Origin of the sequence: Micromonospora olivasterospora (assembly GCF_007830265.1) — a bacterium.
GTDB lineage: Bacteria > Actinomycetota > Actinomycetes > Mycobacteriales > Micromonosporaceae > Micromonospora > Micromonospora olivasterospora.
Genome location: NZ_VLKE01000001.1, coordinates 2,085,733 through 2,111,915, shown reverse-complemented (window position 1 = coordinate 2,111,915; position 26,183 = coordinate 2,085,733). Strand labels below are relative to the sequence as shown.

18 protein-coding genes and 3 pseudogenes are annotated in these 26,183 nt (G+C 75.2%); 10 read left to right on the top strand and 11 right to left on the bottom strand.

Annotation, left to right across the window (positions count from 1 at the left end; translation table 11 throughout):
* Positions 1-17 precede the first annotated feature (17 nt).
* The 4 genes and pseudogenes from JD77_RS09665 to eccCa form a co-directional block, all read right to left on the bottom strand.
* Complete coding sequence (locus tag JD77_RS09665) at positions 18-743, bottom strand: phosphatase PAP2 family protein (protein WP_145773973.1); 726 nt, start codon at positions 741-743, stop codon at positions 18-20.
* Positions 744-773: 30 nt separating this feature from the next.
* Positions 774-1,586: a phosphatase PAP2 family protein gene (locus JD77_RS09660; RefSeq protein WP_145773972.1), complete on the bottom strand. Its 813-nt coding sequence runs from the start codon at positions 1,584-1,586 to the stop codon at positions 774-776.
* Between the two features lie 68 nt (positions 1,587-1,654).
* A pseudogene (mycP, locus tag JD77_RS09655) lies at positions 1,655-3,018 on the bottom strand (type VII secretion-associated serine protease mycosin).
* 74 nt (positions 3,019-3,092) lie between these two features.
* A pseudogene (gene eccCa, locus JD77_RS09650) lies at positions 3,093-7,074 on the bottom strand (type VII secretion protein EccCa).
* Between the two features lie 100 nt (positions 7,075-7,174).
* On the opposite strand from eccCa, the gene eccD reads away from it, so the two are divergent.
* Complete coding sequence (eccD, locus tag JD77_RS09645) at positions 7,175-8,575, top strand: type VII secretion integral membrane protein EccD (protein WP_145773971.1); 1,401 nt, start codon at positions 7,175-7,177, stop codon at positions 8,573-8,575.
* A gap of 98 nt (positions 8,576-8,673) precedes the next feature.
* Here eccD and JD77_RS09640 read toward each other — a convergent pair whose 3' ends face one another.
* Positions 8,674-9,180 carry an inorganic diphosphatase gene (locus JD77_RS09640; protein WP_145773970.1) on the bottom strand — a complete coding sequence of 169 codons (507 nt, stop codon included), beginning with the start codon at positions 9,178-9,180 and terminating at the stop codon, positions 8,674-8,676.
* Positions 9,181-9,673: 493 nt separating this feature from the next.
* Between JD77_RS09640 and dacB the strand changes: the two are divergent.
* From dacB to JD77_RS09620, 4 genes and pseudogenes are all read left to right on the top strand, one after another.
* Positions 9,674-11,103, top strand: a pseudogene (gene dacB, locus JD77_RS35105) (D-alanyl-D-alanine carboxypeptidase/D-alanyl-D-alanine endopeptidase).
* A gap of 92 nt (positions 11,104-11,195) precedes the next feature.
* Positions 11,196-12,263, top strand: a complete 1,068-nt coding sequence (locus JD77_RS09630) for a zinc-dependent metalloprotease (RefSeq protein WP_145773969.1) — start codon at positions 11,196-11,198, stop codon at positions 12,261-12,263.
* 10 nt (positions 12,264-12,273) lie between these two features.
* On the top strand, positions 12,274-13,452 hold the full coding sequence (gene tilS, locus JD77_RS09625; RefSeq protein WP_145773968.1) for a tRNA lysidine(34) synthetase TilS: 1,179 nt from the start codon (positions 12,274-12,276) through the stop codon (positions 13,450-13,452).
* 18 nt (positions 13,453-13,470) lie between these two features.
* Positions 13,471-14,058, top strand: coding sequence for a gamma-glutamyltransferase (locus tag JD77_RS09620; protein ID WP_145773967.1), 588 nt, complete (start codon positions 13,471-13,473; stop codon positions 14,056-14,058).
* A gap of 28 nt (positions 14,059-14,086) precedes the next feature.
* On the opposite strand, the gene JD77_RS09615 is transcribed toward JD77_RS09620, so the two are convergent.
* Entirely contained in the window at positions 14,087-15,052 is a 966-nt protein-coding gene (locus JD77_RS09615; RefSeq protein WP_145773966.1) for a GlxA family transcriptional regulator, read from the bottom strand.
* Between the two features lie 151 nt (positions 15,053-15,203).
* On the opposite strand from JD77_RS09615, the gene JD77_RS31970 reads away from it, so the two are divergent.
* From JD77_RS31970 to folE, 4 genes are all read left to right on the top strand, one after another.
* Positions 15,204-15,341, top strand: coding sequence for a hypothetical protein (locus tag JD77_RS31970; RefSeq protein WP_170286400.1), 138 nt, complete (start codon positions 15,204-15,206; stop codon positions 15,339-15,341).
* A gap of 101 nt (positions 15,342-15,442) precedes the next feature.
* Positions 15,443-16,018, top strand: coding sequence for a hypoxanthine phosphoribosyltransferase (gene hpt / locus JD77_RS09610; protein WP_130329642.1), 576 nt, complete (start codon positions 15,443-15,445; stop codon positions 16,016-16,018).
* A gap of 446 nt (positions 16,019-16,464) precedes the next feature.
* On the top strand, positions 16,465-18,474 hold the full coding sequence (gene ftsH / locus JD77_RS09605) for an ATP-dependent zinc metalloprotease FtsH (RefSeq protein WP_145773965.1): 2,010 nt from the start codon (positions 16,465-16,467) through the stop codon (positions 18,472-18,474).
* Positions 18,475-18,497: 23 nt separating this feature from the next.
* Entirely contained in the window at positions 18,498-19,172 is a 675-nt protein-coding gene (gene folE, locus JD77_RS09600) for a GTP cyclohydrolase I FolE (RefSeq protein ID WP_211372522.1), read from the top strand.
* Between the two features lie 100 nt (positions 19,173-19,272).
* Here the strand turns inward: folE and JD77_RS33470 are convergent, their stop codons facing one another.
* Positions 19,273-20,373, bottom strand: coding sequence for a hypothetical protein (locus tag JD77_RS33470; protein WP_246140585.1), 1,101 nt, complete (start codon positions 20,371-20,373; stop codon positions 19,273-19,275).
* Complete coding sequence (locus JD77_RS09590; protein ID WP_145773964.1) at positions 20,367-23,084, bottom strand: FtsK/SpoIIIE domain-containing protein; 2,718 nt, start codon at positions 23,082-23,084, stop codon at positions 20,367-20,369. The genes JD77_RS33470 and JD77_RS09590 overlap by 7 nt, the downstream gene beginning before the upstream one ends.
* A gap of 216 nt (positions 23,085-23,300) precedes the next feature.
* Between JD77_RS09590 and JD77_RS09585 the strand changes: the two genes are divergently transcribed.
* A complete protein-coding gene (locus tag JD77_RS09585) occupies positions 23,301-23,858 on the top strand; it encodes a hypothetical protein (protein WP_145777500.1) in 558 nt (185 codons plus the stop codon).
* Between the two features lie 6 nt (positions 23,859-23,864).
* Here the strand turns inward: JD77_RS09585 and JD77_RS09580 are convergent, their stop codons facing one another.
* From JD77_RS09580 to JD77_RS09570, 3 genes are read right to left on the bottom strand one after another with little or no spacing between them, the layout of a single operon-like run.
* On the bottom strand, positions 23,865-24,464 hold the full coding sequence (locus tag JD77_RS09580) for a hypothetical protein (RefSeq protein WP_145773963.1): 600 nt from the start codon (positions 24,462-24,464) through the stop codon (positions 23,865-23,867).
* Positions 24,465-24,476: 12 nt separating this feature from the next.
* Positions 24,477-25,634 carry a M23 family metallopeptidase gene (locus JD77_RS09575; protein WP_145773962.1) on the bottom strand — a complete coding sequence of 386 codons (1,158 nt, stop codon included), beginning with the start codon at positions 25,632-25,634 and terminating at the stop codon, positions 24,477-24,479.
* Positions 25,631-26,179 carry a hypothetical protein gene (locus JD77_RS09570; RefSeq protein ID WP_145773961.1) on the bottom strand — a complete coding sequence of 183 codons (549 nt, stop codon included), beginning with the start codon at positions 26,177-26,179 and terminating at the stop codon, positions 25,631-25,633. The genes JD77_RS09575 and JD77_RS09570 overlap by 4 nt, the downstream gene beginning before the upstream one ends.
* Positions 26,180-26,183 lie beyond the last annotated feature (4 nt).

The window sequence follows — 26,183 nt, the reverse complement described above, 5'->3', positions numbered from 1 at the left end:
CGACCCCCGAGCCGGGTTCAGGAGGCGGGAGTGGTGGCGCGGGCCGCTGCATCGGCCTGGCCCGTGACGGTGGCCAGCTTCTGCCGCCCCCACCGCACCCCGCGGTCCAGCACGGCCCGCGCCATGATCACCACGCAGGTGCCGCCGTTGAGGAACGACGCGACCACGTCGCTCGGGTGGTGCATGCCCCGGTACATCCGGGTGAGCGCGACGCCGACCGGCACCAGCAGCAGGAAGGACCACCAGGCGACCTTCGCCCGGGTGCCCCTCGCCCGAGCCGCGAGCAGCACCGCGATGCCGACGTAGAGCGCCACCGCCGCCGACGTGTGTCCGGACGGGAAGCTGGAGGTGGGCGGGGAGACGTCCATGTGCTCGACCGCCGGGCGACGCCGGTCGATGGCGAGCGTGGTCAACAGGAAGACCAGCGCCTGGGCGCTGACCGCCGCGCACAGGAAGACGGGCTCCCGCCAGCGGCGCAGCACCAGATAGAGCACCAGGGCCACCAGCACGGTGACCACGACGATCAGCTGCGTGCTGGCCAGGGTGCTGAACACCAGCGAGACGTTGTTCCAGCCCTCGGTCCGGTCGGCGGCCAGCTCGCGGTTGACCGCGTCCTCCACCGTGAACGGCCACGTCCGGTCGAGCACCCGGGTGACGAGGACCCCCAGCAGCACCATGGCCGACAGCAGCAGAGCCACCGGCAGCACCACCCGCCGCAGCGCCCCAACCGTGAAATCGGACATGGCCCGCCCATTACCCCGGCCCGCGCCGAGCTACGCTCGGCCGTCGTCCGGCCGGTGCGGCTCGCCCCGGTCGGCCAGTTCGGGCTCGACGCCCTCCGTGACCAGGTGCCCCGGCCGCCGGCCCGTCCGGGCCCGCCAGGTGCGGAAGGCCGCGGCCGTCGCGGCCACGGTCGCCGCGCCGAGCAGCCAGCCGCCGACCACGTCGCTGGTCCAGTGCACGCCCAGCGCCACCCGGCTCAGCCCGGTCAGCCCCGCGAGCAGCACGGTACCGGCCCACAGCGCCCGCCGCGAGGCGGGGCGCCCCCGGGTGTACGGGAGGAGGACCAGCAGCAGCACCCCGGCGGCCAGGGTGGCGTTCAGCGCGTGCCCGGAGGGGAACGCGTAGCCGGCGGCCGAGGCCACCGGGTCGAGCAGATCCGGCCGGTGGCGGCCGACCAGCAGCTTGAGCAGCGGCCCGAGCAGGCCACCGACGACCATCGTGGTGACCACCCACCCGGCCAGCCGTCGCGCGCCCCGGTGGAACAGCCAGACCACCACCGCGAGTGTGGCCAGCCGCAGCGGGCCGGGGCCGAAGACGTTCGTCCACACGGTCATGAAGCGCACCCACGCCGGATGGCCGAGGGCGTACCCGTGCAGGGCGTGCGTCACCGCGGCGTCCAGCCGGTGCAGCGGCGGCCAGGATCCGACCACCAGCACGGCGAGCAGGGCGAACGGCACCAGGATGAGGAAGGCCGCGCTGGCGGCGAGCGTGAGCCGCAGCCCCAGGGACGCGTCGGGGTCGAGCCGGCGGGCCGGCCACGACGGGCGTGTCGACACCTCGACGCGGCGACCTGATTCGTTCATGCCCCCATCCCTACCCCGCCCAGCACCCGATCAGGCCGGGCGGCTGCGACGGGGCCGACGGGGGCCGGTCAGTGGCCCCACCGACGCAGGCGCCGAACCATCAGCGCGGTCCCGGTGAGGACGGCGACGAAGAACACCGTCCCCGCCCACAGCCGTTCCCGGCCGGAGTCGTGCCCGCCGCCGGCCGGCCGCGCCGTCCAGCCGGTGTGCTGCCCAGCGGCGGCCAGGTCGGGGGCGGGCTGCCCGCGCCGGCCAGCCGGCCGTCCGGGGCGGTGCCGGGGGCCGGGCCGAAGCCGACCACGCCGGGGGAGGACTGGTCGTCGAGGGGGTTGCGCCCCACGGCCGGCACGTCGGTGGTGAGCGCGGCGACCGGGTCGACCAGCCCGTACCCGAAGCTGTCGTCGCGGCCGGCGGGGCCGAGGTCACGGGCGGTGCTGATCAGGCGGTTGACCACCTCGCCGGCCGACAACTGCGGCCAGCGCGCCCGGACCAGGGCGGCCGTCGCGGCGACCAGCGGGGACGCGAAGCTGGTGCCCTGCACCCGCCAGTATCCGCCGGGCCGGGCGCCGACCAGGCCGGTCGCCGGGGCGGTGAGGACGGTGGCCCGACCCGTGACCGAGCCGAGCCAGAGGTCGTCGCTGGCGCGCTCCAGGCCGGCGACCGCGATGACGCCCGGCTCGCGCGCCGGGTACCAGACCCGGGCGTCGGAGGAGGTGGCCAGGTTGCCGGTGCAGGCGACAACCACCACGTCGCGGGCGAACGCGTAGTCCAGCGCGGCCGCCAGGGCGGGGCTGTCGCCGCTGCCGCCGAGGGACAGGTTGATCACCCGGGCGCCGTTGTCGACCGCCCAGCGCACGCCCTTGGCGACGATGATCGCGTCGTCGTACCGGTTCTCGTCGTCGAGGACGCGCACCGGCAGGATCCTGGCGTCCGGGGCTAGCCCGACCACGCCCCGCTTGTCGTCGCGGCGCCCGGCGATCAGGCCGGCCACGGTGGTGCCGTGCCCGACCGGGTCGGCCCCCTCGCCGCCGCCGACCAGGTCGATGCCGGGCAGCACCTGGCCGGCGAGGTCCGGGTGCGAGCCGTCCACTCCGGAGTCGATCACGGCAACCGTGACACCGCGCCCGGTCGAGTGCTGCCAGGCGGTCGCCGCCCGCAGCTCGTCGAGCTGCCACTGCTCGTCGCGGATCTCGTCGGCGCGGGCCGTCGTGTCGACCGGCGCGGCCCACCAGGATGCCGGCAGCGCCGACAGCGCCGGCGCCGCGGCGACCGGCGCGCGGTCGGCGGGGCGGGGCGCGGCGGCATGGACCGGCGGCGGCACCGAACCGGCGACCGACACCGCGACCACCGTCGCGCCGAGCAGTGCCCGGCCGGTGAACCGCCGCCCCGTCGGCGGGCGGCCGCGCCGAACCCCAGTCACATCCCCAGCCATTCCTCACCACCGACACATGCTGCTCGGAGATTACCGGTTTTCCCGTCCGCCACGGGGCGAACCGGGGACAACGTCTACTGCGGAGGAAGGTACGCGAGCTGTACCAGCCGTACGCCCTCGCGCCGGGTCACCAGCCGGGCCCGGCCCGGGGGCAGCGCGCCGGGCCGGACCTGGCCGACCAGCGGCCCCTCCTCGGGGCTGCCGGCCATCACCAGCCCCGGCGTGGACAGCTCCTTGAGCCGCTGCAGGAACTGGTCGTACCCGCGGGTGGCGCCGCCGGCCCGCCGGGCCAGCACCAGGTGTAGCCCGATGTCCCGGGCCTGGGGCAGGTACTCCTCCAGCGCCCGCAGCGGGTTGACCGGGGCGCTGGCGACCAGGTCGTAGTCGTCGACCAGCACGAACAGCTCCGGCCCCGACCACCAGGACCGCTCCCGCAGTTGCGCCGGCGTGATGTCCCCGCCGGGGAGCCGGAGTTGCATGTACCCGGCGGCCGACTCGGCCAGGGCGGTGGTGTGGGCGGCGTCGATGCCGTACCCGATCTGGTGGTCCGTCTCGACGGCACCGAGCAGGCTGCGCCGGTAGTCCACCAGGATCACCCGGGCCTGCTTGGGCGTGAACCGGCCGACGATGGTGGTGGCCAGTGCCCGCAGGAACGACGACTTGCCACACTCGGCGTCGCCGAAGACCAACAGGTGCGGCTCGGCGGCGAAGTCCAGCGCCACCGGCCGCAGGTCGGCCTCGGCGATCCCGATCGGCAGCGCCAGCCCCGCCGACGCGGTCAGGTCCAGCTCCGCGTACGGCAGCACGGGCGGGAGCAGCCGGACGGCGGGCGCGGCCGGGCCGGCCCACGCCGCGGCGACCGCCTTGACCAGGTCGCCGGTCTCCCCGCCCAGCCCGGCCAGGCGGGGCAGCGCGGCGAGGAAGTGCTGGCTCTCGGCCGTGATGCCCCGACCCGGCGTCTGTTCCGGCACGCTCGCCGCGACGTTCCGGCGCACCAGCAGCGAGTCGGTCGGGTCGCCCAGGCGCAGCTCCAGGCGGGAGCCGAACAGGTCCCGGACCGCCGGACGGAAGTCCATCCAGCGGTGGGCGCTGGCCACCACGTGCACCCCGTACGACAGGCCCCGGTTGGCCAGCTCGGTGACCAGGGGTTCCAGGTCCTCGAACTCCTTGCGCAGGGCGTCCCAGCCGTCCACCACCAGGAACGCGTCGCCGAACGGGTCGGTGGCCTGCTGCCCGGCGGCGGCGAGGGCGGCGCGTCGCTGCCGGTACGCGCCCATCGAGTCCACCCCCAGCTCGGCGAAGCGCCGCTCCCGGTCGGCGAGCAGGCCGACCAGCTCGCCGACCGTGCGCCGGACGGCGGTCGGATCGGTCCGGCCGCTCACCCCGCCGACGTGCGGCAGGTCGCGCAGCGCGCCGAGCCCGCCGCCGCCGAAGTCCAGGCAGTAGACCTGCGCCTCGGCCGGGGTGTGGGTGAGCGCCAGCGCGCAGACCAGCGTGCGCAGCAGGCCGGACTTGCCGCTCTGCGGGCCGCCGACCACCCCGACGTGCCCGGCCGACCCGCCGAGGGTCAGCCAGAGCAGGTCCCGACGCTGCTCGAACGGCTTGTCGACGACGGCCACCGGCACCTGGAGGGCGCCGTGCAGCTCCGGGTTGGCGACGGTCAGCCCGCGGGCCGGGTCGGCGCCGACCGGCCCGAGCAGCTCGTCCAGGGTCGGTGCCTCGTCCAGCGGCGGCAGCCACACCTGGTGCGCCGGCGGGCCCTGCCCGGCCAGCCGGCCCACCAGCGCGTCGAGCAGGCTCTCCGCGCCGGTCTCCTCCTCGGCGGGAGGCGGGGCCGGGGCGGCCGGCTCCGGCACCGGCACGACGTGCGTGGAGAAGGCGAGCAGCCGCGGCGCGCCGGCCCGCCGGCACCCGCCGCGCCGCCGGCACGGCGCAGCGCCCCGGAGACGTACGCGGCCTGAAGCGGACCAGCGGGTCGGTGCCGAAGCGCAGGTAGCCGTGGCCGGGCGAGCGGGGCAACTCGTGGGCGTCGGGCACCCCGAGCACCGTCCGGGACTCCAGCGCCGAGAAGGTGCGCAGCCCGATCCGGTACGACAGGTGCGTGTCCAGCCCGCGCAGCCGCCCCTCCTCCAGCCGTTGCGACGCCAGCAGCAGGTGCACGCCGAGCGACCGCCCGAGGCGGCCGATCTGCACGAACAGGTCGATGAAGTCCGGCTTGGCCGACAGCAGCTCGGAGAACTCGTCGCAGATCAGCAGCAGCGACGGCAGTGGGGCCAGCGGGGCGCCGGCCGCCCGGGCCCGCTCGTAGTCCCGCAGGCTGGCGAAGTTGCCGGCCCGGCGCAGCAGCTCCTGGCGGCGCACCAGCTCGCCGTTGATCGCGTCGACCATCCGGTCGACCAGGGGCAGCGCGTCGGCCAGGTTGGTGATCACCGCGGCGGTGTGCGGCAGCCGTTCGAAGGGGGCGAACGTTGCCCCGCCCTTGAAGTCGACCAGCACGAAGTTGAGCTGCTCGGAGCTGTGCGTGGCGGCCAGCCCGAGCACCAGGGTGCGCAGCAGCTCGGACTTGCCGGAGCCGGTCGCCCCGATCAGCAGGCCGTGCGGGCCCATCCCGTCCTGCGCGGACTCCTTGAGGTCCAGCTCGATCGCGCCACCGTCGGTGCCCACCCCGATCGGCACCCGCAGCCGGTCCCGCGCCGAGCGGGGCGCCCAGCCCTGCTCGGCGGTGAAGTTCCCCGGGTCGCCCACGCCCAGCAGCTCGGGCAGGCCCAGCTCGGCGTTGACCGGGGCGTCCGGCCCGCGTACGGCGGTGGCGAGCCGCAGCGGGGCCAACCGTCGGGCGACCGCCTCGGCGTCGGCCGGCGCCAGCCGGTCGGGGACGCCGACCTCGGCGACCCCGTCGGCGGAGTGCGAGTACAGCCGGCCGCCGCGTAGGTCGAGCAGGAGGGCGTACCGGTCGAGCAGGCGGGGCGGCGGGGTGTCCAGGTCGACGACGGTGACCGCGTCGATGCCGCCGTCGCCGGTCAGGTCGGTCGCGCCGGTGAGGTCTCCGCCGTCGAGCACCACGACGACGTGCGGGCCGTCGGTGGCGGGGCCGGCCGGGCTGAACCGGGACCGGGTGGCCAGCACCTCGTCGAGGAGCCCTTCCAGCTCCACCGCGGAGCTGGTGACCAGGCGGACGGTACCGAGGGCGTCGGAGCGGGTGGGGTGCTGGGCGTGGGGCAGCCACTTGACCCACTCCCACAGCGGCCGCCGTTCCGGGCCGGCGCAGACCGCGATCAGCAGCTCGTCGGGGGCGTGGAACACCGCGAGCTGGGTGAGCACCGCCCGGGCCAGCGCCTGCGCGTCGGGCGACCCGGTGCCGGCCCGGACCGTACCGTCCGCGTCGTGCCGGGCCGGCTCGCCCCGGACGTACACCCGGGCGAAGCTGCGCAGCGACAGCGCCACCGGCAGGTCGGGCACGACCGAGTACGCGTCGAGGAACCGACGCAGCGCGTCGGCGGTCATCGGCTCCAACTCCTCGAGCGGGCGGGTGACCGGGGGCACGAGCGGGGTGGCCAGCGTCTGCGGCCCGACGCCCACCCGGACCACCGCGAAGTCCGGGTCGGTCGGGCGGCGCTCCCAGACCCGGTGGCTGTCGACCGTCGACCAGAGCCGGCCGGGGTCCGGGTGGCGGTAGCAGAGCCCCGCCCGCTGCTGCCCGGCGGCCTGCCGGACCCGGCGGCGCAGCCCGGTGAGGTGCCGCAGGTACTCGCGCCGGGCGGCCATCATCTCCGACTTCTTCGGCGTGCCGGACGCGCTGCCCCACGAGGTCACCAGCATCGCCAGCGAGGAGAGCCCGAACATGCCGCCGACCACGTACGAGTACGCCCCGCCGCCGCGGCCGAACATCATCGCCATGGCCACCGTTCCGCCGAGCATTGGCAGCACCATCAGCGCCTGCTGCCAGCGCCCGCCGGTGACGGCGGGGATCTCCGGCGGCGCGTCGACGGGCAGCTCACCCACCGGGATCTCCGGCGCCGGACGCCGGGGCGGTCGCTTGACGACGACAGTGGACACTCGGCCTCCCCACAGCGCTCGGTAACCCGAGCCTGGCTCATCGTAGGTAAAGTCCTGTCGTCCGCGCCGCACCCATTCCGTTCGACATGGAGACAGACCGATGGCAACCGGGCTCGCCCGCGTCACGATCAGCGCCCCCCGACGGCGGGTGGACATCGCCCTGCCTGAGCAGGTGCCGCTGGCCGAACTACTGCCGGAGGTGCTGCGGCACGCGGGGGAGGGGCTCGCCGACGACGGGGAGCGGCACGGGGGCTGGCTGCTGCGGCGGGCCGACGGCGGCGCGCTGCTGACCGCCCAGGCGCTGCTGCCGCAGGGCGTCCGCGACGGCGAGGTCCTGCACCTGGTGCCGGCCCGCGCCGAGTGGCCGGAGCTGGAGTACGACGACGTGGTCGAGGCGATCGTCGACGGCGCCCGCCGGCGGGGCGCGGCCTGGTCCCCGACCGCCACCCGGGCCGCCGCGCTGGCCGGTGCGGGGGTGCCGCTCGCCGTCGGGCTGCTCGCCGTGCTCGCCGCCGGGCCCGGGTACCGGGCCGGCTGGCCCGTCGCGGTCGCGGTGGCGCTGCTGCTCACCCTCGCCGGCACGGCCGCCTCCCGGGCGTACGGCGACGGCGCGGCCGGCGCGACCCTCGGCGGCTACGCCCTGCCGTACGCCGCCGTGGCCGGCGCCCTGGCCGTCAGCTCCGGCGACCCGGTGGGCCCGCTGCGGGCGCTGCCCTGGCTGGGCGCCCCCGAGCTGCTGGCCGGCGCGGTCGCGCTGCTGCTGGCGGCGGTGCTCGGCCTGCTCGGCGTGGCCAGCCGGGTCCGGGTCTTCGTCGCCGGCGCGACCGTCGGGGCGAGTGCCGCCCTCGCCGCCCTGGGCGCGCTGGCGCTGCCACCGGAGGGCGCCGCGGCGGTGTTGCTGTCCGCCCTGGTGTTCGCGCTGGGCGCGCTGCCACTGGTTGCCATCCGGCTGGGCAAGCTGCCGCTGCCGCCGATCACCCTGCCCGGGGACGCGTCGCCCGGGGCGGCGGCGGCGCGGGACCTGCCGGACCGGGCCCGGGTGCACGCGGCGGTGGCCCGGACCGAGGAGATGCTCACGGGCATGCTGCTCGGGCACGCCGTGCTGGTGGCCGGGGCGGCGGCGGTGCTCGCCACGGTGGGCGGAACGGCGGGCCGGCTGCTCGTGGCGGTCGCCTCCGCCGTGCTGCTGCTGCGCTCCCGGCTCTTCGTGGCGGTGCGCCAGCGGGTGCCCGCCGTGGCCGCCGGGCTGGCCGGGTACGCCCTGCTGGGCGGGGTGCTCGCCGCGGGCTCCGGGCCGACCGACCGGCTGCTGCTGGCCGCCGGCGGGGCGGCCGTGGCCCTGACCGCCGTGGCGGCCGGCACCGCGTACGCCCGGCGGCCCGTCTCCCCGTACGTCGGTCGGGCGGCCGACCTGGCCGACACCGCGCTGGTGGTGGCCGTCGTGCCGGTCGCCTGCGCGGTGCTCGACCTGTACGAACGGGCCCGGGGGCTGCTCGGCTGAGCGGCCCCCGGGCCCGTCGACGTCGTTTGGTTTCAGTGCGCGGACTCGCCGCGCTCCCGCTGGGTTCAGTGCGCGGACTCGCCGCGCTCCCGCTGGGTTCAGTGCGCGGACTCGCCGCGCTCCTCGGCCTCCTTGGCGCGCTGGTAGGACGCCCGGATCTCGGCCTCGGCCTCGACCCGGCCGACCCAGGTCGCGCCCTCGACCGACTTGCCCGGCTCCAGGTCCTTGTACACCTCGAAGAAGTGCTGGATCTCCAGCCGGTCGAACTCGCCCAGGTGGTGGATGTCGCGCAGGTGCTCCTGGCGCGGGTCCTCGTAGGGCACGCAGAGGACCTTGTCGTCGCCGCCCTTCTCGTCGGTCATCCGGAACATGCCGATGGTGCGGCAGCGGATGAGGCAGCCCGGGAAGGTGGGCTCGGGGACCAGCACGAGAGCGTCCAACGGGTCGCCGTCCTCGCCCAGGGTGCCCTCGATGAACCCGTAGTCCGCCGGGTACTGGGTGGACGTGAAGAGGGTGCGGTCCAGCCGGATGCGACCGGTCACGTGGTCCACCTCGTACTTGTTCCGGTGACCCTTGGGGATCTCAACCGTGACGTCGAAATCCATTTCCCACGCTCCCTCGTTTGCCCACGCTGGCTAACGGAAACCAGTGACGCCGCCCCCCGTACGGGTGAATGCACCCGCGGGCTCCGGCCGCCGCATAGTGTTCGGACCGAAGTAGTGTCACCCAAGCTGTTTCCGCACGGGGAGGAGGGGGCCGTGGGGAGGGAAGATTCACACTACCGCCCGGAGGGTCTTGACGGACGGCAGAACGGGCGCTCGCCGTCCGGACGCGTCAACGGCCGGTTTCCGGTGCCCGGGGCGCATCTGCCCCGTACGCCCGATCCGGCCGCCGCGGCGTCCGCGGGCGGTGCCCTGACCGCGCCGGGCGACCTGCCGCCGCCGCCCCCGTGGCGGCCCCGACCAGCCCGGCGGCCGCCGACCTCACCGCCTCCTCGCGCATCCCGGTGGACGTCCCGCCCCCGACGTCGGCCGTTCCCCAGGCCGGGCCGCCGCCCGGCCTCCCCCGGCGCCCGCCCGACGGCGCCGCCGGCTCCCGCTGGCCGTACTGGCCGTGGTGCTGCTGCTCGCCCTGGTCGGGGCCGGGCTGGCCGTGGTCCGGCCCGGCCCGGTGGCCGGCTGGCTCGGCGGGGGCGGCGCTGACCCGAAGGCGACCGCCGACGCCGCGGAGCCCGCCCCCGTGCCGGTGCTCGCCGCCGCGGACCCGGCCGCGCCGGCGCCCACCCCCGACGGGGTACGCGCCGCGCTCGACCCCCTGGTCCGGGCCCCCGAGCTGGGCGACCGGGTCAACGTGTCGGTGGCGGACGTGGCGAACGGCGACTCCCTCTACACCCGGGGCGGTGACGACGGCACGGTGCCCGCCTCGGTGACCAAGCTGGCGACCGCGGTGACCGTGCTGGCCGCCCGGGGCCCCAGCTACCGCATCCCGACGCGGGCGGTGGCCGGCGCCGCGCCCGGCGAGGTGGTGCTCGTGGGTGGCGGCGATCCCACCCTGGCGGTGGACGGCGACGGCTTCTACCCGGGCGCCGCCCGCCTCGACGACCTGGCCGAGCAGGTGAAGCACGCCCTCGGCGGCGCGGAGCCGACCAAGGTCACCGTCGACTCCTCGCTCTTCCCCGGCCCCGTGTACGGGCCGGGTTGGGACTCCGACATCCCGACCGGTGGCTTCGGCGCGGCGATCACCGCGCTGATGACGGACGGCGCGCGCACGGACCCGGAGGATGCCCGGAAGAACTTCGACGACTCGCACGGGTGGGCCGAGCGGTCGCCGCAGCCGGACCTGACCGCCGGGCGTGCGTTCGCCAGGCTGCTCGGGCTCTCGGGGGACGCCGCCGAGGTGAAGCGGGGCAAGGCGCCCGCGACCAACGGGGCCCGGCCGGCGCCGCCACGCCCGGCGCCGAGTTGGGCCGGGTGGAGTCGCTGCCGCTGATCCGGCTGGTCGACATCATGATCAGCGATTCCGACAACGTGATCGCCGAGGCGCTGGCCCGGCAGGTGGCGCTGGCCCGCAACCAGCCGGGGTCGTTCGCGGGCGGCGCGGCGGCGATGGACGCCGTGATCGGCGAGCTGGGCCTGCCGGCCGACGAGATCAGCCTCTCCGACGCCAGCGGGCTGTCCCGGAACAACCGGATCAGCCCGTCCCTGCTGACCGACCTGATCGCGCTGGCCGGCAACGGCAGCCACCCGGAGTTGGCCGCCGTCTTCGGCGGCCTGCCGGTCGCCGCCTGGTCCGGCACCCTGGACGGGCGGTACCAGGCGACGGAGACGAAGGCCGGGGCCGGTGTGGTGCGGGCGAAGACCGGGACGCTGACCGGCGTCCACGCCATCGCCGGGCTCGTCACCACCAGGGACGGCCGGCTGCTCAGCTTCGCCGTGCTCACCGACCAGGCCCCCGCCGGCACCACGGACGAGACGCGCCAGGCCCTCGACCGCATCGCCTCCGCCCTCGCCGGCTGCGGCTGCCGCTGACCGCCGCCCTCGCGGCCGGTTGGTGGCGGTTGCGGGCGGTATGCGCCTGATCGTCGGCGGCCGGGGTGTTCCGACGCGGGTACGGTGGGTCCATGGCGCAGTTCGTGGACTGGGATCTGGCCGCCGCGACCGCGGGGGCGCTGGGTAAGTCGGGGCCCCGGGTGTCGTACGCGGAGGCCACCGAGGTGGTTTCCGAGCTGCGGCGGCTCACCGACGAGGCGGCCGGGCACGTGGCCGACTACACGGGGCTGCGTTCCCAGGTCGCGCACCCGCCCGTGCGGGTGGTGGACCGGCGGGACTGGGCGGCGGCCAACATCGCCGGCCTGCGCGAGGTCATCGGCCCGCTGGTCAGCCGGCTCTCCGGCGACAAGCGGCCCGGCCCGCTCACCGAGGCGATCGGCTCCCGGCTGACCGGGGCGCAGGCGGGCACCGTGCTGGCGTACCTCTCCGGCCGGGTCCTCGGCCAGTACGAGGTCTTCTCCGGTGACCCGGGCCAGCTGCTGCTGGTCGCCCCGAACATCGTCGAGGTCGAGCGGAAGCTGGAGGCCGACCCGCGCGACTTCCGGCTCTGGGTCTGCCTGCACGAGGTGACCCACCGGACGCAGTTCACCGCCGTGCCCTGGGTGCGGGCGTACTTCCTCGGCGAGGTGCAGGCGTTCGTGGACGCCTCGCAGGGCGGCGAGCACCTGCTGGAGCGGCTGCGCCGGGGCGTCGGCACCCTCTCGGACGCCATCCGGGATCCGGAGAGCCGGACCAGCGTGCTGGATCTCGTGCAGACCCCCGCCCAGCGGGCCGTGCTGGATCGGCTCACCGCGCTGATGACGCTGCTGGAGGGGCACGCCGAGTTCGTGATGGACGGCGTCGGGCCGCAGGTGATCCCGAGCGTCGAGCGCATCCGGGCCGCGTTCAACCGGCGCCGGGAGGCGGGCAACCCGCTCGAGAAGGCGGTCCGCCGGTTGCTCGGCATCGAGGTCAAGATGCGCCAGTACGCCGAGGGCCGCAAGTTCGTCCACGGCGTCGTCGAGCGGGTCGGCATGGACGGCTTCAACAAGATCTTCGGCTCGCCGCTCACCCTGCCCCGGCTGGAGGAGTTGGGCGACCCGGACGCCTGGGTGGCCCGGGTGCACGGGCCCACCGGCGCCACCCCGACCGTCGGCTGACCGTACGCCGATGGCCGCGCTCGCCCCGCCGGTCGCCGCGCTGCGGGCCGCCGTCCGCCGGGCGCTGACCGGGCTGACCGGGGACGGCCCGGTGCTCGTCGCCTGCTCGGGCGGGGCCGACTCGCTCGCCCTGGCCGCCGCCACCGCGTTCGTCGCGCCCCGGCTCGGCCGCCGGGCGGGCCTGGTCACCGTCGACCACGGCCTCCAGGCCGGCTCGGACCGGCGGGCCGCCGATGTCGCGGCCTGGGCCGCGGCGACCGGGTTCGCGCCGGTCGAGGCGGTACGCGTCGAGGTCGCCGGCCGCCCGGGCGGCCCGGAGGCGGCCGCCCGCCAGGCTCGCTACCAGGCGCTGGCCGAGGCGGCCCGGCGGCACGGGGCCGCCGCGCTGCTCACCGGGCACACCCGGGACGACCAGGCGGAGACGGTGCTGCTCGCGCTCGCCCGGGGCGCCGGCCCGCGCGGGCTGGCCGGGATGCCGCCCCGGCGGGACCTGGCCGGGGTGCCGCTGCTGCGCCCCCTGCTCGACGTCGGCCGGGAGCAGACCCGCAAGGCGTGTGCGGCGCTCGGGCTGACGCCGTGGGAGGACCCGCACAACACCGACCCCTCGTACGCCCGCGCCCGGGTCCGCGCCGAAGCGCTGCCCGCGCTGGTCCGGGCGCTCGGCCCCGGGGTGGTGGACAACCTGGCGCGCACCGCCCGGCTGGTGGCCGCCGATGCCGCCGCCCTCGACGATCTGGCCGCCGCCGCCCTGGCGGGTGACGCGGCACCGGTCCCGCCGTCGGATGCCCTCGGGAATCTGGCCGCCCTGGCTGGTGACGAGGTGATCGACGGCTCGGGCGGCGACGGCGGACGCGATGCGGTGCCCGTCCCACCGTCGGACGCCCTCGGGAGACTGGTCCGTCCGGCGTCGGCGCCGCTGGCCGGCAGCGGCCTGCCGGCAGGGGTGCGAGCCCACGGGGGCGGGCTCTCGGTCGTGGCGCTGGCCGGGTTGGCGCCGGCGGTCCGGTCCCGGGTGCTGCACGCCTGGGCCCGGGAACTCGGCGCGTCGCCCGCCGCACTGTCGCACCGGCACGTCGTCGCCCTCGACGCCCTGGTCACCGACTGGCGCGGGCAGGGGGCCGCCCACCTCCCCGGCGGGATCCAGGTGGCCCGCCGCGCCGGCCGGCTGGTCGCCGACGACGGGCGGTAGCGCCCCGCCGGGGTTGGAATGCCGCCACGTCGCCGACATGGTGGCGTCGCCGGGGCTGGAACCCCGCCACGTCGCCGACATCGCGGGGTTCGTGCCGGCGCGGGCTCCCCTCCCGGTGTGCCGCGCGGTAGACATGGCGGATGGCGCACCCCCGACAGCCGCTCCACGCCCCGAACGGCGCGGTGGCCACGAGCCACCCCCTGGCCGCCGCGGCCGGCCTGGCCGCGCTCGCGGTACCACACGATCATCCCCGGCTTCCTGACGCGCGACGGCGAGCCCGTCGGCCCGTTCGGGGTGATGGGCGGGCACATGCAGCCGCAGGGGCACGTCCAGCTCGTCTCGGCGACCCTCGACGGCGGGCTTGATCCGCAGGCCGCGCTGGCCGCCCCGCGCTGGTTCTGGCACGCCGGCCGGTCGCTGCTCGTCGAGCCGGAGCTGGCGGCCGAGCCCGGGCTGGTCGCGGGGCTGCGCGCCCGGGGGCACGAGGTCACCGTCGCCGACGAGCCCTCGGTCTTCGGGTACGGGCAGGCGGTGTGGCGGTCGCCGGCGGGCGGCTACGTGGCAGGCACCGAGCCCCGGGTGGACGGCGCCGCCGTCGGCTGCTGACCCGAGCTGCCGGGTCGGGTCGAGGCTTTCAGTGGGCGCCGACGCGGTCGCGGAAGGTGGTCCGGTAGGCGTTCGGGGTGGTGCCGACCCGGCGGGTGAAGTGGTGCCGCAGCGCCGCCGCGTCGCCGAAGCCGGCCCGGCCGGCGACGCTCTCCACGCTCAGCCCGGTCTCCTCCAGCAGCCGCCGGGCCAGCAGGACCCGCTGGTTGGTCAGCCAGTCGTGCGGGGTGGTCCCCGTCTCGGCGCGGAACCGGCGGGCGAAGGTGCGCGGCGACATTCCCGCCCGGGCGGCCAGCTCGTCCACGGTCACCGGCCGGTCCAGCCGCCCCATCAGCCAGGCGAGCACCGGCTCCAGTGTCGGCGCCTCGGGGGCCTTCGGGATGGGCGCCTCGACGTACTGGGACTGGCCGCCGTCACGGTGCGGCGGGACGACCATCCGGCGGGCCAGCCGGGTCGCGGTGGCCGAGCCGTGCTCCTGGCGTACCAGGTGCAGGCAGGCGTCGATGCCGGCCGCCGTGCCCGCGCTGGTGAGCAGCCGGCCGTCGGCCACGTAGAGTGAGTTGCAGCACACCCGCGCCCGGGGGGTGCGGCGCTGCAGTTCGTCGACGTGCCGCCAGTGGGTGGTGCACTCCCGGTCGTCGAGCAGGCCGGCCTCGCCGAGCACGAACGCGCCGGAGCAGACGCTCATCACGTACGCGCCCCGGGCGGCGGCCCGGCGCAGCGCGTCCAGGACCGGCGGTGGCGTGGCGGCATCGTTGCTCCCGTGGGCGGGTACGGCCACCAGGTCGGCGTCCTCGATCGGCCCGAGGTCGGAGTGCGGGGTGAGGTGGAACCCGGAGTTGGTCCGCACCGGGCCGCCGTCGACGGTGCAGACGTCGAACCGGTAGCCGGGGAAGCCGTCGGCCGTGCGGTCGGTGCCGAAGACCTCGGCGAGCACCCCCAGCTCGAACGCGGCGACCTGGTCCAGGGCGAGGACGGCGACCGAGCGCAGCATGTGACGAGGGTAACCCGACGACTGGCAGAAAATCGATGCCCTCTGGCATTGCTGCCACTGTCCGGCGGTCAGGATGCCGCGCAGACTGGGTGCAGTCCGGTGCGCACCGGCGGCGAAAACCGTAGAAAACAACGCGAAAGCGAGCGCCGCCATGGAACTCCTGCTGCTCCTGCTCTTCCTGCTTCTTCTCGCCGCCGCCTCGGCGGCCGGCCTCGCCGCCGACACCAGGGACTCGGCGGACTGGAAACCCACCGAGGAGGGTCGGCGATGGCGGTCCCGCACCTGCTGACCCGATTCACGCCGTTCGTGCTGAAAAATCCGGGGCGGGGACGCGCCGAAAGGGGCGGCCCCGCCGACAGGGGGCATCCGGCGTACGGCAGGCTAGGAGCCATGGCTGACGGCTCCTGGTACGACGCCGACATCGACCACGTGATCATTTCGGAGGCGCAGATCCGCGAGAAGACCGCGGAGCTGGCCAAGCAGATCTCGGCGGACTATGCGCACGTCGAGGACGGCCTCCTGCTCGTCTGCGTGCTCAAGGGCGCGGTCATGTTCATGGCCGACTTCGCGCGGGCGCTCGGGCGGCAGGGCCCGCCCGCCGAGCTGGAGTTCATGGCCGTCTCCTCGTACGGTCAGGGCACCACCTCCTCGGGCGTGGTGCGGATCCTCAAGGACCTGGACCGGGACATCGCCGGCCGGCACGTGGTGGTCGTCGAGGACATCGTCGACTCCGGGCTGACCCTGTCCTGGCTGCTGCGCTACCTGGAGTCCCGGTCGGCCGCCAGCGTCGAGGTCGTCGCCCTGTTCCGCAAGCCGGACGCGGTCAAGGTGCAGGTGCCGGTGAAGTACGTCGGGTTCGACATCCCGACCGAGTTCGTCGTCGGTTACGGCCTCGACTTCGGCGAGCGCTACCGCGAGCTGCCCTACGTGGGCGTGCTCAAGCCCGAGGTCTACGCACGCGCGTGAGCCGGACGACACGGCCGTGAGCGCGACCGGCGCGTCCGTGACCCCGGCCGGTGCGGCCGCGAGCAGGCTGGACGCGGCTCGCGCCGGCTCTCGTCAAGCGGACGTTCAGCGCGCTCTCAGCGAACCGGACTACCGTAGGGGCTGGTGCCGTGGAGGCTCTCTCCACGCCCGACCCCTCGAACCGCGTGACCGGGCGGTCGGATGGTCGGGTGCGGAGCTCCCGGCACGCCGGCCGTCCCGGTTCGCCGTGCGCGTAACTGCTGGGCTCGCAAGCTCACATCTCGCGCACACGGTGTACCGTCGAATGACCGTGGCGCGGCAGTGACGCGCCCGGGGTCGAGGCCGGCCCGCACGGCGGCTCCGGCCGCCGCCACGGCGGCGACAGCCAATGAAGACGGTCAGGACGTCGATCAGGAGGATGCGGGCGTTCTTCGCCCGACGACAGTATGGAACGTACGCGTTTCTTCCGCCGACCGGTGGTCTGGATCATCCTGGTCATCCTCGGCGCCGTTGTGCTCAGTCAACTGTTCACCGCTGGTCCCAGCTACCACCGGGTGGACACGTCCGTTGCGCTCGACCAGCTGCACACCGCAAAGATCAAGAAGGCGGTCTACCAGGACAAGGAGCAGACGCTCCAGCTCGACCTGGAAAGCAAGACCAAGTTCGACGACACCACGACCGACCGGATCGAGGCGCAGTTCCCGTACCAGGCCGGCGAGCAGATCTGGAACGAGGTCCTGCAGGCCAAGGCGGCCAACCGGGTCACCGGACCGGCCGACACCAAGGTGTCGAGCGACAGCGTCTGGGTGAGCCTGCTGGTCAACCTGCTGCCCATCGCGCTGCTCGTGCTGCTGCTGCTGTTCTTCATGTCGCAGATGCAGGGCGGCGGCTCCCGGGTGCTCAACTTCGGCAAGTCCAAGGCCAAGATGATCACCAAGGACACGCCGAAGACCACCTTCGCGGACGTCGCGGGCGCCGACGAGGCCGTCGAGGAGTTGCAGGAGATCAAGGACTTCCTGCAGAACCCGGCGAAGTACCAGGCCCTGGGCGCCAAGATCCCGAAGGGCGTGCTGCTGTTCGGCCCGCCCGGAACGGGCAAGACCCTGCTCGCCCGCGCCGTCGCCGGCGAGGCCGGGGTGCCGTTCTACTCGATCTCCGGCTCGGACTTCGTCGAGATGTTCGTCGGCGTCGGCGCCAGCCGGGTCCGGGACCTCTTCGAGCAGGCCAAGTCGAACGCCCCGGCGATCGTCTTCGTCGACGAGATCGACGCCGTCGGCCGCCACCGCGGCGCCGGCATGGGCGGCGGTCACGACGAGCGCGAGCAGACGCTCAACCAGCTGCTCGTCGAGATGGACGGCTTCGACACCAAGGGCGGCGTCATCCTGATCGCCGCCACCAACCGGCCGGACATCCTCGACCCGGCGCTGCTGCGCCCGGGCCGGTTCGACCGGCAGATCCCGGTGGACGCCCCCGACATGGAGGGCCGCAAGGCCATCCTGCGGGTGCACGCCAAGGGCAAGCCGTTCACCCCCGACGTCGACCTCGACTCCGTGGCCCGGCGCACCCCGGGCTTCAGCGGCGCCGACCTGGCCAACGTGATCAACGAGGCCGCGCTGCTCACCGCCCGCAAGGACCAGCGGGCGATCACCAACGACTCCCTGGAGGAGTCGATCGACCGGGTGATCGCCGGTCCGCAGCGCCGGACCCGGGTGATGAGCGACCAGGAGAAGAAGATCACGGCGTACCACGAGGGTGGGCACGCGCTGGTCGCCTGGGCGCTGCCGCACGCCGCGCCGGTGCACAAGGTGACCATCCTGTCCCGCGGCCGTTCGCTGGGCCACACCCTGGTCCTGCCGACGGAGGACAAGTACACCCAGACCCGCGCGGAGATGGTCGACACCCTGGCGTACGCGCTGGGCGGGCGGGCCGCCGAGGAGCTCGTGTTCCACGAGCCGACCACCGGCGCCGGCAACGACATCGAGAAGGCCACCCAGCTGGCCCGCGCGATGATCACCCAGTACGGCATGAGCTCCAAGCTGGGCGCGATCAAGTACGGCACCAGCGGCGACGAGCCGTTCCTCGGCCGCAACATGGGCCACGAGCGGGACTACTCCGACGCGGTGGCCGCCGAGATCGACGCCGAGATGCGGGCGCTGATCGAGCTGGCCCACGACGAGGCCTGGGAGATCCTGGTCGAGTACCGGGACGTCCTGGACAACATCGTCCTGGAGCTGATCGAGAAGGAGACCCTCTCCACCGCCGACATGGCCCGGATCTGCGGCCGGGTGGTGAAGCGCCCGCCGATGGCCCCGTACAACGGCTTCGGCAAGCGCCAGCCGTCCACCGAGCCCCCGGTGCTCACGCCGGCGGAGAAGGACGCCCTCAAGGCGCAGGCCCAGGCCGACGGCGCGTCCGTCAGCGGCGGCAGCCCCAACAACTCGGACGGTACGCACTGAGCACGGAATCGACAGCCGGGCAGGTGGACGGGGCGCTCGCCGCCTCGTCCACCGAGCCCGACATTGACGAGTTGGACTATCTGGCCGCGCGCCTGGTCAACGGCAGGCTGACCGGGCGCCCGGTGGAGGAGTCCGTCGACCTGGCCCGGATCGAGAAGGCCGTTCGCGAGATCCTGATCGCGGTCGGGGAGGACCCCGACCGCGACGGGCTCGTCAAGACCCCGGCCCGGGTGGCCCGCGCGTACGCCGAGCTGTTCGCCGGGCTGCGGGTCGACCCGGCGCAGGTGCTCAGCACCACCTTCGAGGCCAACCACGAGGAGTTGGTGCTCGTCCGGGACATCGACGTGATGAGCCTCTGCGAGCACCACCTCCTCCCGTTCCGGGGCAGCGCGCACATCGGCTACATTCCCGGGCCCGACGGCCGGATCACCGGGCTGTCCAAGCTGGCCCGGCTCGTCGAGGTCTTCGCCCGCCGCCCGCAGGTGCAGGAGCGGCTCACCTCGCAGATCGCCGACCTGCTCATGGACCGGCTGGCCCCGCGCGGCGTCGTGGTCGTGCTGGAGTGCGAGCACATGTGCATGGCGATGCGCGGCATCCAGAAGGCCGGGGCGAAGACCATCACCTCGGCGGTACGGGGCACGCTCCAGCGCGATCCGAAGTCCCGGGCCGAGGCGATGGCCCTGATCATCCCCCGCTGACCGGCGGGACCATCCCGGAAACCGCCGGGTCGGGCAGCCGCCCGGCCCGGCGTCTTCGTCTCCGGCGGCGAGGCCCCGGGCGCGCCACCGCTGGGCGCGGTCAGCCGCCGAGCATCGACAGGACGATCCCGGCCGTGGTCAGTACCGCTGGGACGAGGCACACCAGCGCCCCCCAGCGGGGCGTCCGGTCCAGCGTCCCGCCGGCCGTGGCGAGAGCGGGCGCGGTGTGGCCCCGCGTACCGGTGATCGAGGCGGCCCTGCCCGTCCGCCCCTCGGCGCCGGACGCCGGCTCGCCGGCCACGGCTGTGTCGCCGGCCCCGCCCGCGCTGCCCGCTCCGGTCGCGCTGTCCGCTCCGCCCGCGCTGTCCGCTCCGCCCGCGCTGCCCGCTCCGCCCGCGCTGTCCGCTCCACCCGCGCTGCTCGCCCCGTTTGCGCTGTCCGTCTCGGCTGGCCCGCCCGCCCCGGCGCCGGGCGGCTCGGCCGGCGCCGGGCCCTCGAGGCCCGCCCGGGAGCCCCCGCCGAACAGCCGGCCGACGCCGATCCAACCAGCGACGAATGCGACCGCGGGCATCGGCAGGCCGAAGAGCAACGCGGCCACGCTCGCCGCGCCGGAGTCGGCCGCCGTGTGCAGCGCCAACTGGAGCAGGGGTACGACCAACGCCAGCGGCCCGTACACGAGCAGGTTGCGGGCCCGCGGCGGCCAGGTGCCCGGACGGAGCCGGGCCCGCGCGGCCAGTACCCCGTCCGCCGCGTCGGCCCAGCCCCGGGCCGCGCGCAGCGCCGCGAGCACCGCCGTCGGCCCGCCGGCCATCGTCCGGGCCGCCTCCGACAGCTCCGGCGGCGTCGGCACCAACGCCATCGGCGGTACGCCCAACTCACGCAGCCGGGACCGCTGTGGGGCGAGCCGCTCGCGTACGCCGGTCAACTCCTCGCGAGCCGCCTGTACCGCCCGGGCCTGCTCCGTCGCGGCGGCCGCCGCTCCCCGGCGCACGCCGTCGAGCTGGCGGGCCGCGGCCACGTACGCCGTCCAGGCGGCCTCGGCACCCGCCCCCGCCCCGGCGCCCGGGCTGCCTGCGGCGCCCGCTCCGCCCCCGGGCTCGGCGGGGAGGGGCGGCGGGGGAACGGAGCGGCCAGCGCCCCGCTGCCGTAGCGGGCCGGTCGCGGGCGGCGCGGCGGCGCGGGCAGGTTCCGGGCTCAGCACTCCTCCTCCCCGGGCTCCGCGAACGGCACGAAGACGGTGCCCGACTCCGCGGTACCGTCCCAGAGCAGCGCCCTGCCCCGCCGGGGCCGCCACTGCACCGGGTGCCCGAACAGCGTCGCGAGCTGCGCCCCCGGCACGTCGACCGCCACCACGGCGGCGAGCTTGCCGACCTGCTGCTCCGGCTGGGTGACCGCCGCCGCGAACGGCGGCACCGTACGCCACCAGCCGAGCAGGTGCCGGCCAGCGGGCGGACCATCCCGCAGCAGGCTCCGGAGCCGGTCCGCGGGCAGTTCCTCCGGCGCCGGCCCGTCCAGCCCGAAGGCCACCAGATAGCCGGGTTCGTCCGCGTCCAGCGCCGCGAGCAGCCCCGGCAGGTCCACCCGGTCCACCCGGTGCTGCCCGGCGAGGTCCGCGGCGAGCGCGCCGGCCACCGGAGCCGCGTCGGCGGCCAGAGCCGCCACCACGAACCGCCCGGTGCCCGGAGCATGGTGCGCGGCGACGCTGCGGACCGCGGTCGCCAGCAGGGCGGCGGCCTCCGCGGTCGGCCCGAGAACGGCCAGGTTGCGGCCGGCGACCGGGCCGAGCGGCACCGCCACCGTCGACCGAGGCAGGTCCACGGCCCGGCCGAGCAGCGCCGCCGGATTGCTGGACCGCCCGGCGAAGGCCGCGCGGTAACGGGGATCGTTGCACAGCTGCGGACGCGCCCAGCCCGCGAAAACTGCGGGCGGGGCCGAGCGCTCGGGGCGGGCCGTCCAGAGCCGTTGCCGCAGCTCCCGGATACCTTCCGGCGTGCCCTGCGGGTCGGGGAACCGGACCGTCCGCTCGTGGCCGCGGGTCGCGCCCCGGGGCCCGCCGAGCCCACCCGCGGTGTTCACCACCGCGCTGCCCACCGGCAGCCCGGCCGCGGCGTCGTTGCTCGGCTCCAACACCGCGCCGCCGGCCAGCGCCACCCGCACCGGGAACTGCCCGGGCAGCGAGTCGCGGGTCGTCGGCCCGCCGGCCACACCGAGGTCACCCTCTCCGGCGAGGACCAGGTGGATCCCGTACGCGCGGCCCGAGCGGGCGACGGTGTCGAGCCGGGCCGCCGCCTCGACCGCCACCAGATCCCGCTCGGCGAAGAGCAGCGCGAGATTGTCGATCACGCAGACCACCCGCGGCAGGTCCTGGTGCTCCCGCAGGGCGGTGAATCGCTGCCCGCCCGCCCGCTGCCCGGCCTCCTCGCGGCGACGGGCCTCCGCCGCGAGCTCGTCGAGCAGATTTAGCACGTACTCCCGATCTGCCGCCATTCCGGCCGAACGCACCTGCGGAATCCAGGAGCGGTCCCGGGCGGTCTGGAGGAACTCGGCGAACGACTCGCCGTCGCCCAGGTCTGCCAGGTGCAGCGCCAGTTCGGTCGGGCCGTACCGGGCGGCGAGGCCCAGCAGCACGTTGGTGAGGAACGCCGACCTGCCCTCGCCGGACCGTCCGCTGACCAACCAGTGCGGGGTCAGCTCCGTGAAGCCGACGTTGACCGGCCGGCCACCGGCGTCGCCGACCGTGGTGGAGATGCCCTCGGCCGAGCTGGCCGTCCACAGCGGCTCGTCCGGGTCGGGCAACAGATCGGTCAGGTTGAGCCGGGAGCCCGCCTCGACCTCCTCAACGAGCCGCCGGCAGACGGCCTCGACCAGTTCCGGGGGCGGATCGTCGTCGACGAAGACGGGCGAGTTCAGCCCGCCGGGCGGCGCCGCGCCGGGGCTGGCGAACGAGGTTCCGGGCGGGTCGCCCAGCAGCGCGTACGCGTTGCGCAGGGCCAGTGCGGTGGCCAGCGGCAGCGGGGGACGGGTCGCGTACGGGCCGGACGGGGGCCAGCCGGCGACGACGAGGTGCAGCCCGGCGGCCGGTCCCTGCTCGGCCAGCGCCTCGATCCGCCCCAGGTCGCTCGCCCCGGTCAGCTCCGGCAGTGCGGCGATCACCAGCAGCAGCGTCCGGTCGTGGTGGCGCGGTCGTCCCGTCCCCGGGGCCACCCACTGCTCCGCCTCGGTCAGCACCGCCCGCAGCCCCGCGACATCCACCGCGGGCGGCGGCAACAGGCCCGCGTCGGCCAGCGCCGCGAACCGCGCGAACGTGCCGCCGTCCGCGTCCGGGCCGGCGCCGGCAGTCGGGTCGCCACGCGTGCCCTGGGCGGTGCGGGGCGTCGGGCCGGTACGCGGGTTCGCGGCGGCGCCGGACACCAAACCGGTACGGGCACCCGGCGCCGTAACCGGCGTCGCGCCGTTGTCGGATCGGGTGGCGTCCACGGCGCGGACCAGCAGGCAGCCGGTGGGCGTCGCGGCGAGCAGGCGCAGCAGGAGGGCTCGCAGCAGCCCGGCCACCCGGGGATCACGGGCGTCGGCGTCGATCGCCAGGTGCCCCGTGCCGAGCAGTGGCACCAGAGCCGGGAAACGCGCGTCCTCCAGCGGCGCGGCCGTGCCGACCCGAACGAACGACGGCAGGCCCTCGCCCGAGGGAACGTCGCCGGTGATCGTCCCCAGTGCTGCCCCGGCCCAACCCGGCGCCAGCAGCGCCGCGGCCGACCGCAGCCGGTCCGCCAACTCGTACTGGCGGCGCTGGTCGGCGGGCGCGGGTCGGGTCTCGTCCAAGATGCTCGTCGCGGCGGCGGTGGTCGCCTCCGCCCGCCTGTGCAGGGCAGCGGCGCGGTTCGTACGTGCTCTGGAACCGGCCACCGCGTCCACCCCCTCGTCCCGAGGCTGGCAACCTCCCCGAGCAGTGACGGTATCCCAGGTCCCGCCCGTCCCCCGGGATGCGGCACGGCGGTGCGCCGGGTGATTACCGGCACCGACCGGCCCGCCTCGGGTGTGCCGGGCCTGGTCCTCTGCCGGCGTCGCGATCGGCCGGTTCCGGGCATTGGGTACGAGGCGTCCAGCCGATAGCCTCAGGGGGTGGAATCAGTGCAGCCCCCCGCCGGTTCCCAGGTGTCCCGCGTACCGGCGCAGCGGACCCCGCCGGACCAGTTGGCGCCCCAGCCTCTGGCACCGGCACCCGTCCGCCCGCCGCGCCGGCTGTGGACCGCACTCACCGTGGTCGCCGGGGTGGCCGCCCTGCTCCTCCTTGGCGGCGTCGTCGCCGCGTTCGTCTGGTACGACCGCGCCACGACCCCGGACCGCAGCGCCCCCGACGTCGTGGTCGACAACTACCTGCGCGCTTTTCTCGTCGAGCGCAACGACGTTAAGGCGAAGCAGTTCACCTGTACGAAAGCCACCCTAGAAGCGGTCAGTGGCCTACGTGGCGAGCTCGTTGCGCGGGAGGCCCGATTCGCGACGACGATCTTCGTGAGCTGGGGCAAGCTCGACTTACAGGAGCAGGGCGATGCCGCCCGCGTTCAGGTCGACCTTATCTTCTCCGCATCTGTCGACGGCGTGTCGCAGAGCGATCGGCAGCCGTGGCAGTTCAGCACCACTCGCGCCGATGACGGTTGGAGAGTATGCGACGGGACATCCGTCAGCTGAACCGTTTCACTCGATCCAGAGCAGGTGGACCGGGACCTCCAGGGTGGTGGGTGGCTGGCCGCGCCAGGCCCACCGGTACCACTCCAGTTCCGGCGTGACGCGGACGCAGATATCCCCCTCCGCGCCCGAGTAGGTCTCCGTCACGGCCCGCAGGTCTCGTTGCTCGCCGGAGTCCGCCATGTGCACGACCCGACGTCCGCTCACGGCGTCGGTCTCGAACACCGGCGTCGGTGCCCGGTGGGTGGGTGCGTCCAGGGACACCAGGTTGACGCTCGAACCGCCGCTGGCTGTGGCGCTCCGTACCTCCCCTAGCGTCTCCACCCACACTCGCTCGACTGGGACGAGCGGCGCGAACACCTCGACCTGCTCGGACTCGGCCCGGTACCACTCGTGTTCGGGGATGACGGGCACGTACGTGCGACTGTTCTGCACCACCCGCTCGTCCGCCCGCAGGTCCCCGCGCCAGCCGAACCCGGGCAGCCCGACCAGGACCCGCCGCCCGCGCAGCTCGATCCGGCCGCTCGCCGGCATGATCTCGATCGGGCGGGGTGGGCGGGGCGCCCAGTCGGGCTGTCCCGCGAAGGGATCGGGAAGTGGCCCGGTCATGCGCTGGATGCCTCATGCCTTCTCGTTCAGGGGCGCGCCGCGGTCGCGCATGAACGGCACCGGGTCGATGGCGCCGGCACTGGACCGGTCTCCGTCGCGGTGTACTTCGAAGTGCAGGTGGGGGCCGGAAGAGTTGCCGCTCGTGCCGACCTCCCCGATCACCTCGCCGGCCGTGACCAGTTGCCCGGGGGCGACCCTCGGCTTGACAATCATGTGGCAGTACCGGGTGATGTAGCCGCCGGCGTGCAGCATGTCGACGAACCAGCCGCATCCGCCCTTGTTCGGCCAACCGTCCACGTCGCAGCTCTTCCGACCGCTGTGGTCCGGGTCGCAGCGGGCGACCAGCACCCGGCCGGTGGCTGCGGCGCGGATCAGCGTGTGCTTCGGCGCGGCGATGTCTACGCCGTTGTGGCTCGGCCGCTGCGCCGTCCGGAATCCGGAGCCAACGCCGCCCGGGATGGGTGCCGTCCAACCGGAGGCGGCGATCTGGCCCCGCGCGGCCGCGTTGCAGATGCTGCGCTGGGAGATCTGCACCGTCCGGGCGGCCCCGCCCGCCAACGCGTCGACGATCTTGCTGGCCAGCTCCTCGTGCTTAGCGTAGGCGTCCGGGAACGCGCTGACCTGCACCTTCTGGGCGGCCCTGGTCAGCGGCATCCGTTCCCAGTCGGGGATCTTGACCAGCTTCTCGTAGAACTTGCGAGAGGCGTAGGCCGGATCTTGCAGCTGCTCCGGCGAGCCCCAGCCCTGGCTCGGGCGTTGCTGGAAAAGGCCAACCGAGTCGTGGTCGTTTTGACTCCCCAGGTGGGGAAGGTTGCGCAGGGCGGACTCCTGCATGGCGGTGGCGACGGCGATCACCCAGCCACGCGGCGGGACCTTCATGTCCGAGCCGACCTTGATGATCACCGCGGCGTTGCGGATCTGCCCGTCGCCGTACTGGGCGACGCGCGGCATGGTCCCGGAGACGTTCACCTCGTGCCGCTGGCCGCAACTGGAAAGGGACTCCGCGGACGAGTCGTCCGCGCCGCCGCTGAGCTCGGTGAGGAAGAACGCCGCCGTGCCGCCGGTGCAGCAGAGCAGCGTCAGGGCGGCGGTCAGTGCTGCGGCCAGGGCGCCGAGACGCAACTGCCGACGGCGGGCCGGGGCTCCCGCCTCCCGTCCGTGATCGTTCATGTCCGCTCCCAGTCCACCGCGTCGACCAGCCACTGCCCGTCGGGGGCCACGAGTTCGAGGCGGAGCTGCCCCGAGTCGAGCGGGACCAGCACCTCGACGAAGCTCTCCGTCCGTGGGCGGAGGCTCGGTTTGCCGGTCGTCCGCTGTGCCGGGACGCCCGCCGGGTCGGCGCCGGACAGTTTCTCGGTCAGCTCCGGTGTGGACAGCGGCCGCAGCCTGGTGTGCCACTCGTCGGAGCTGCCGCCACGACCTCCCAGCCAGGCGGCGATGAACCGGTCGGCGATCTGCTCGGGTGTCAGCGCGCCGGGCCGGGTCACGGGCGACGGGGGTGCGGTGCTGCCGACCACTCCGTCGTCACCGGCTTCCGGGGCGACGGTGGTGATCGGCTGGCTCGGCCGGCCGCTGAGCCCGGCTTCGGGGTCCACGGGACCCGAGACCAGCCGGGCCGCGCCGATCACGCCGAAGACCAGGACGGCGATCGCCAAGGCGATGCCCAGCCGGGACCGCAACAACCTGGTGACCAGGAACTCCACCGCCCGCCGCATTGCC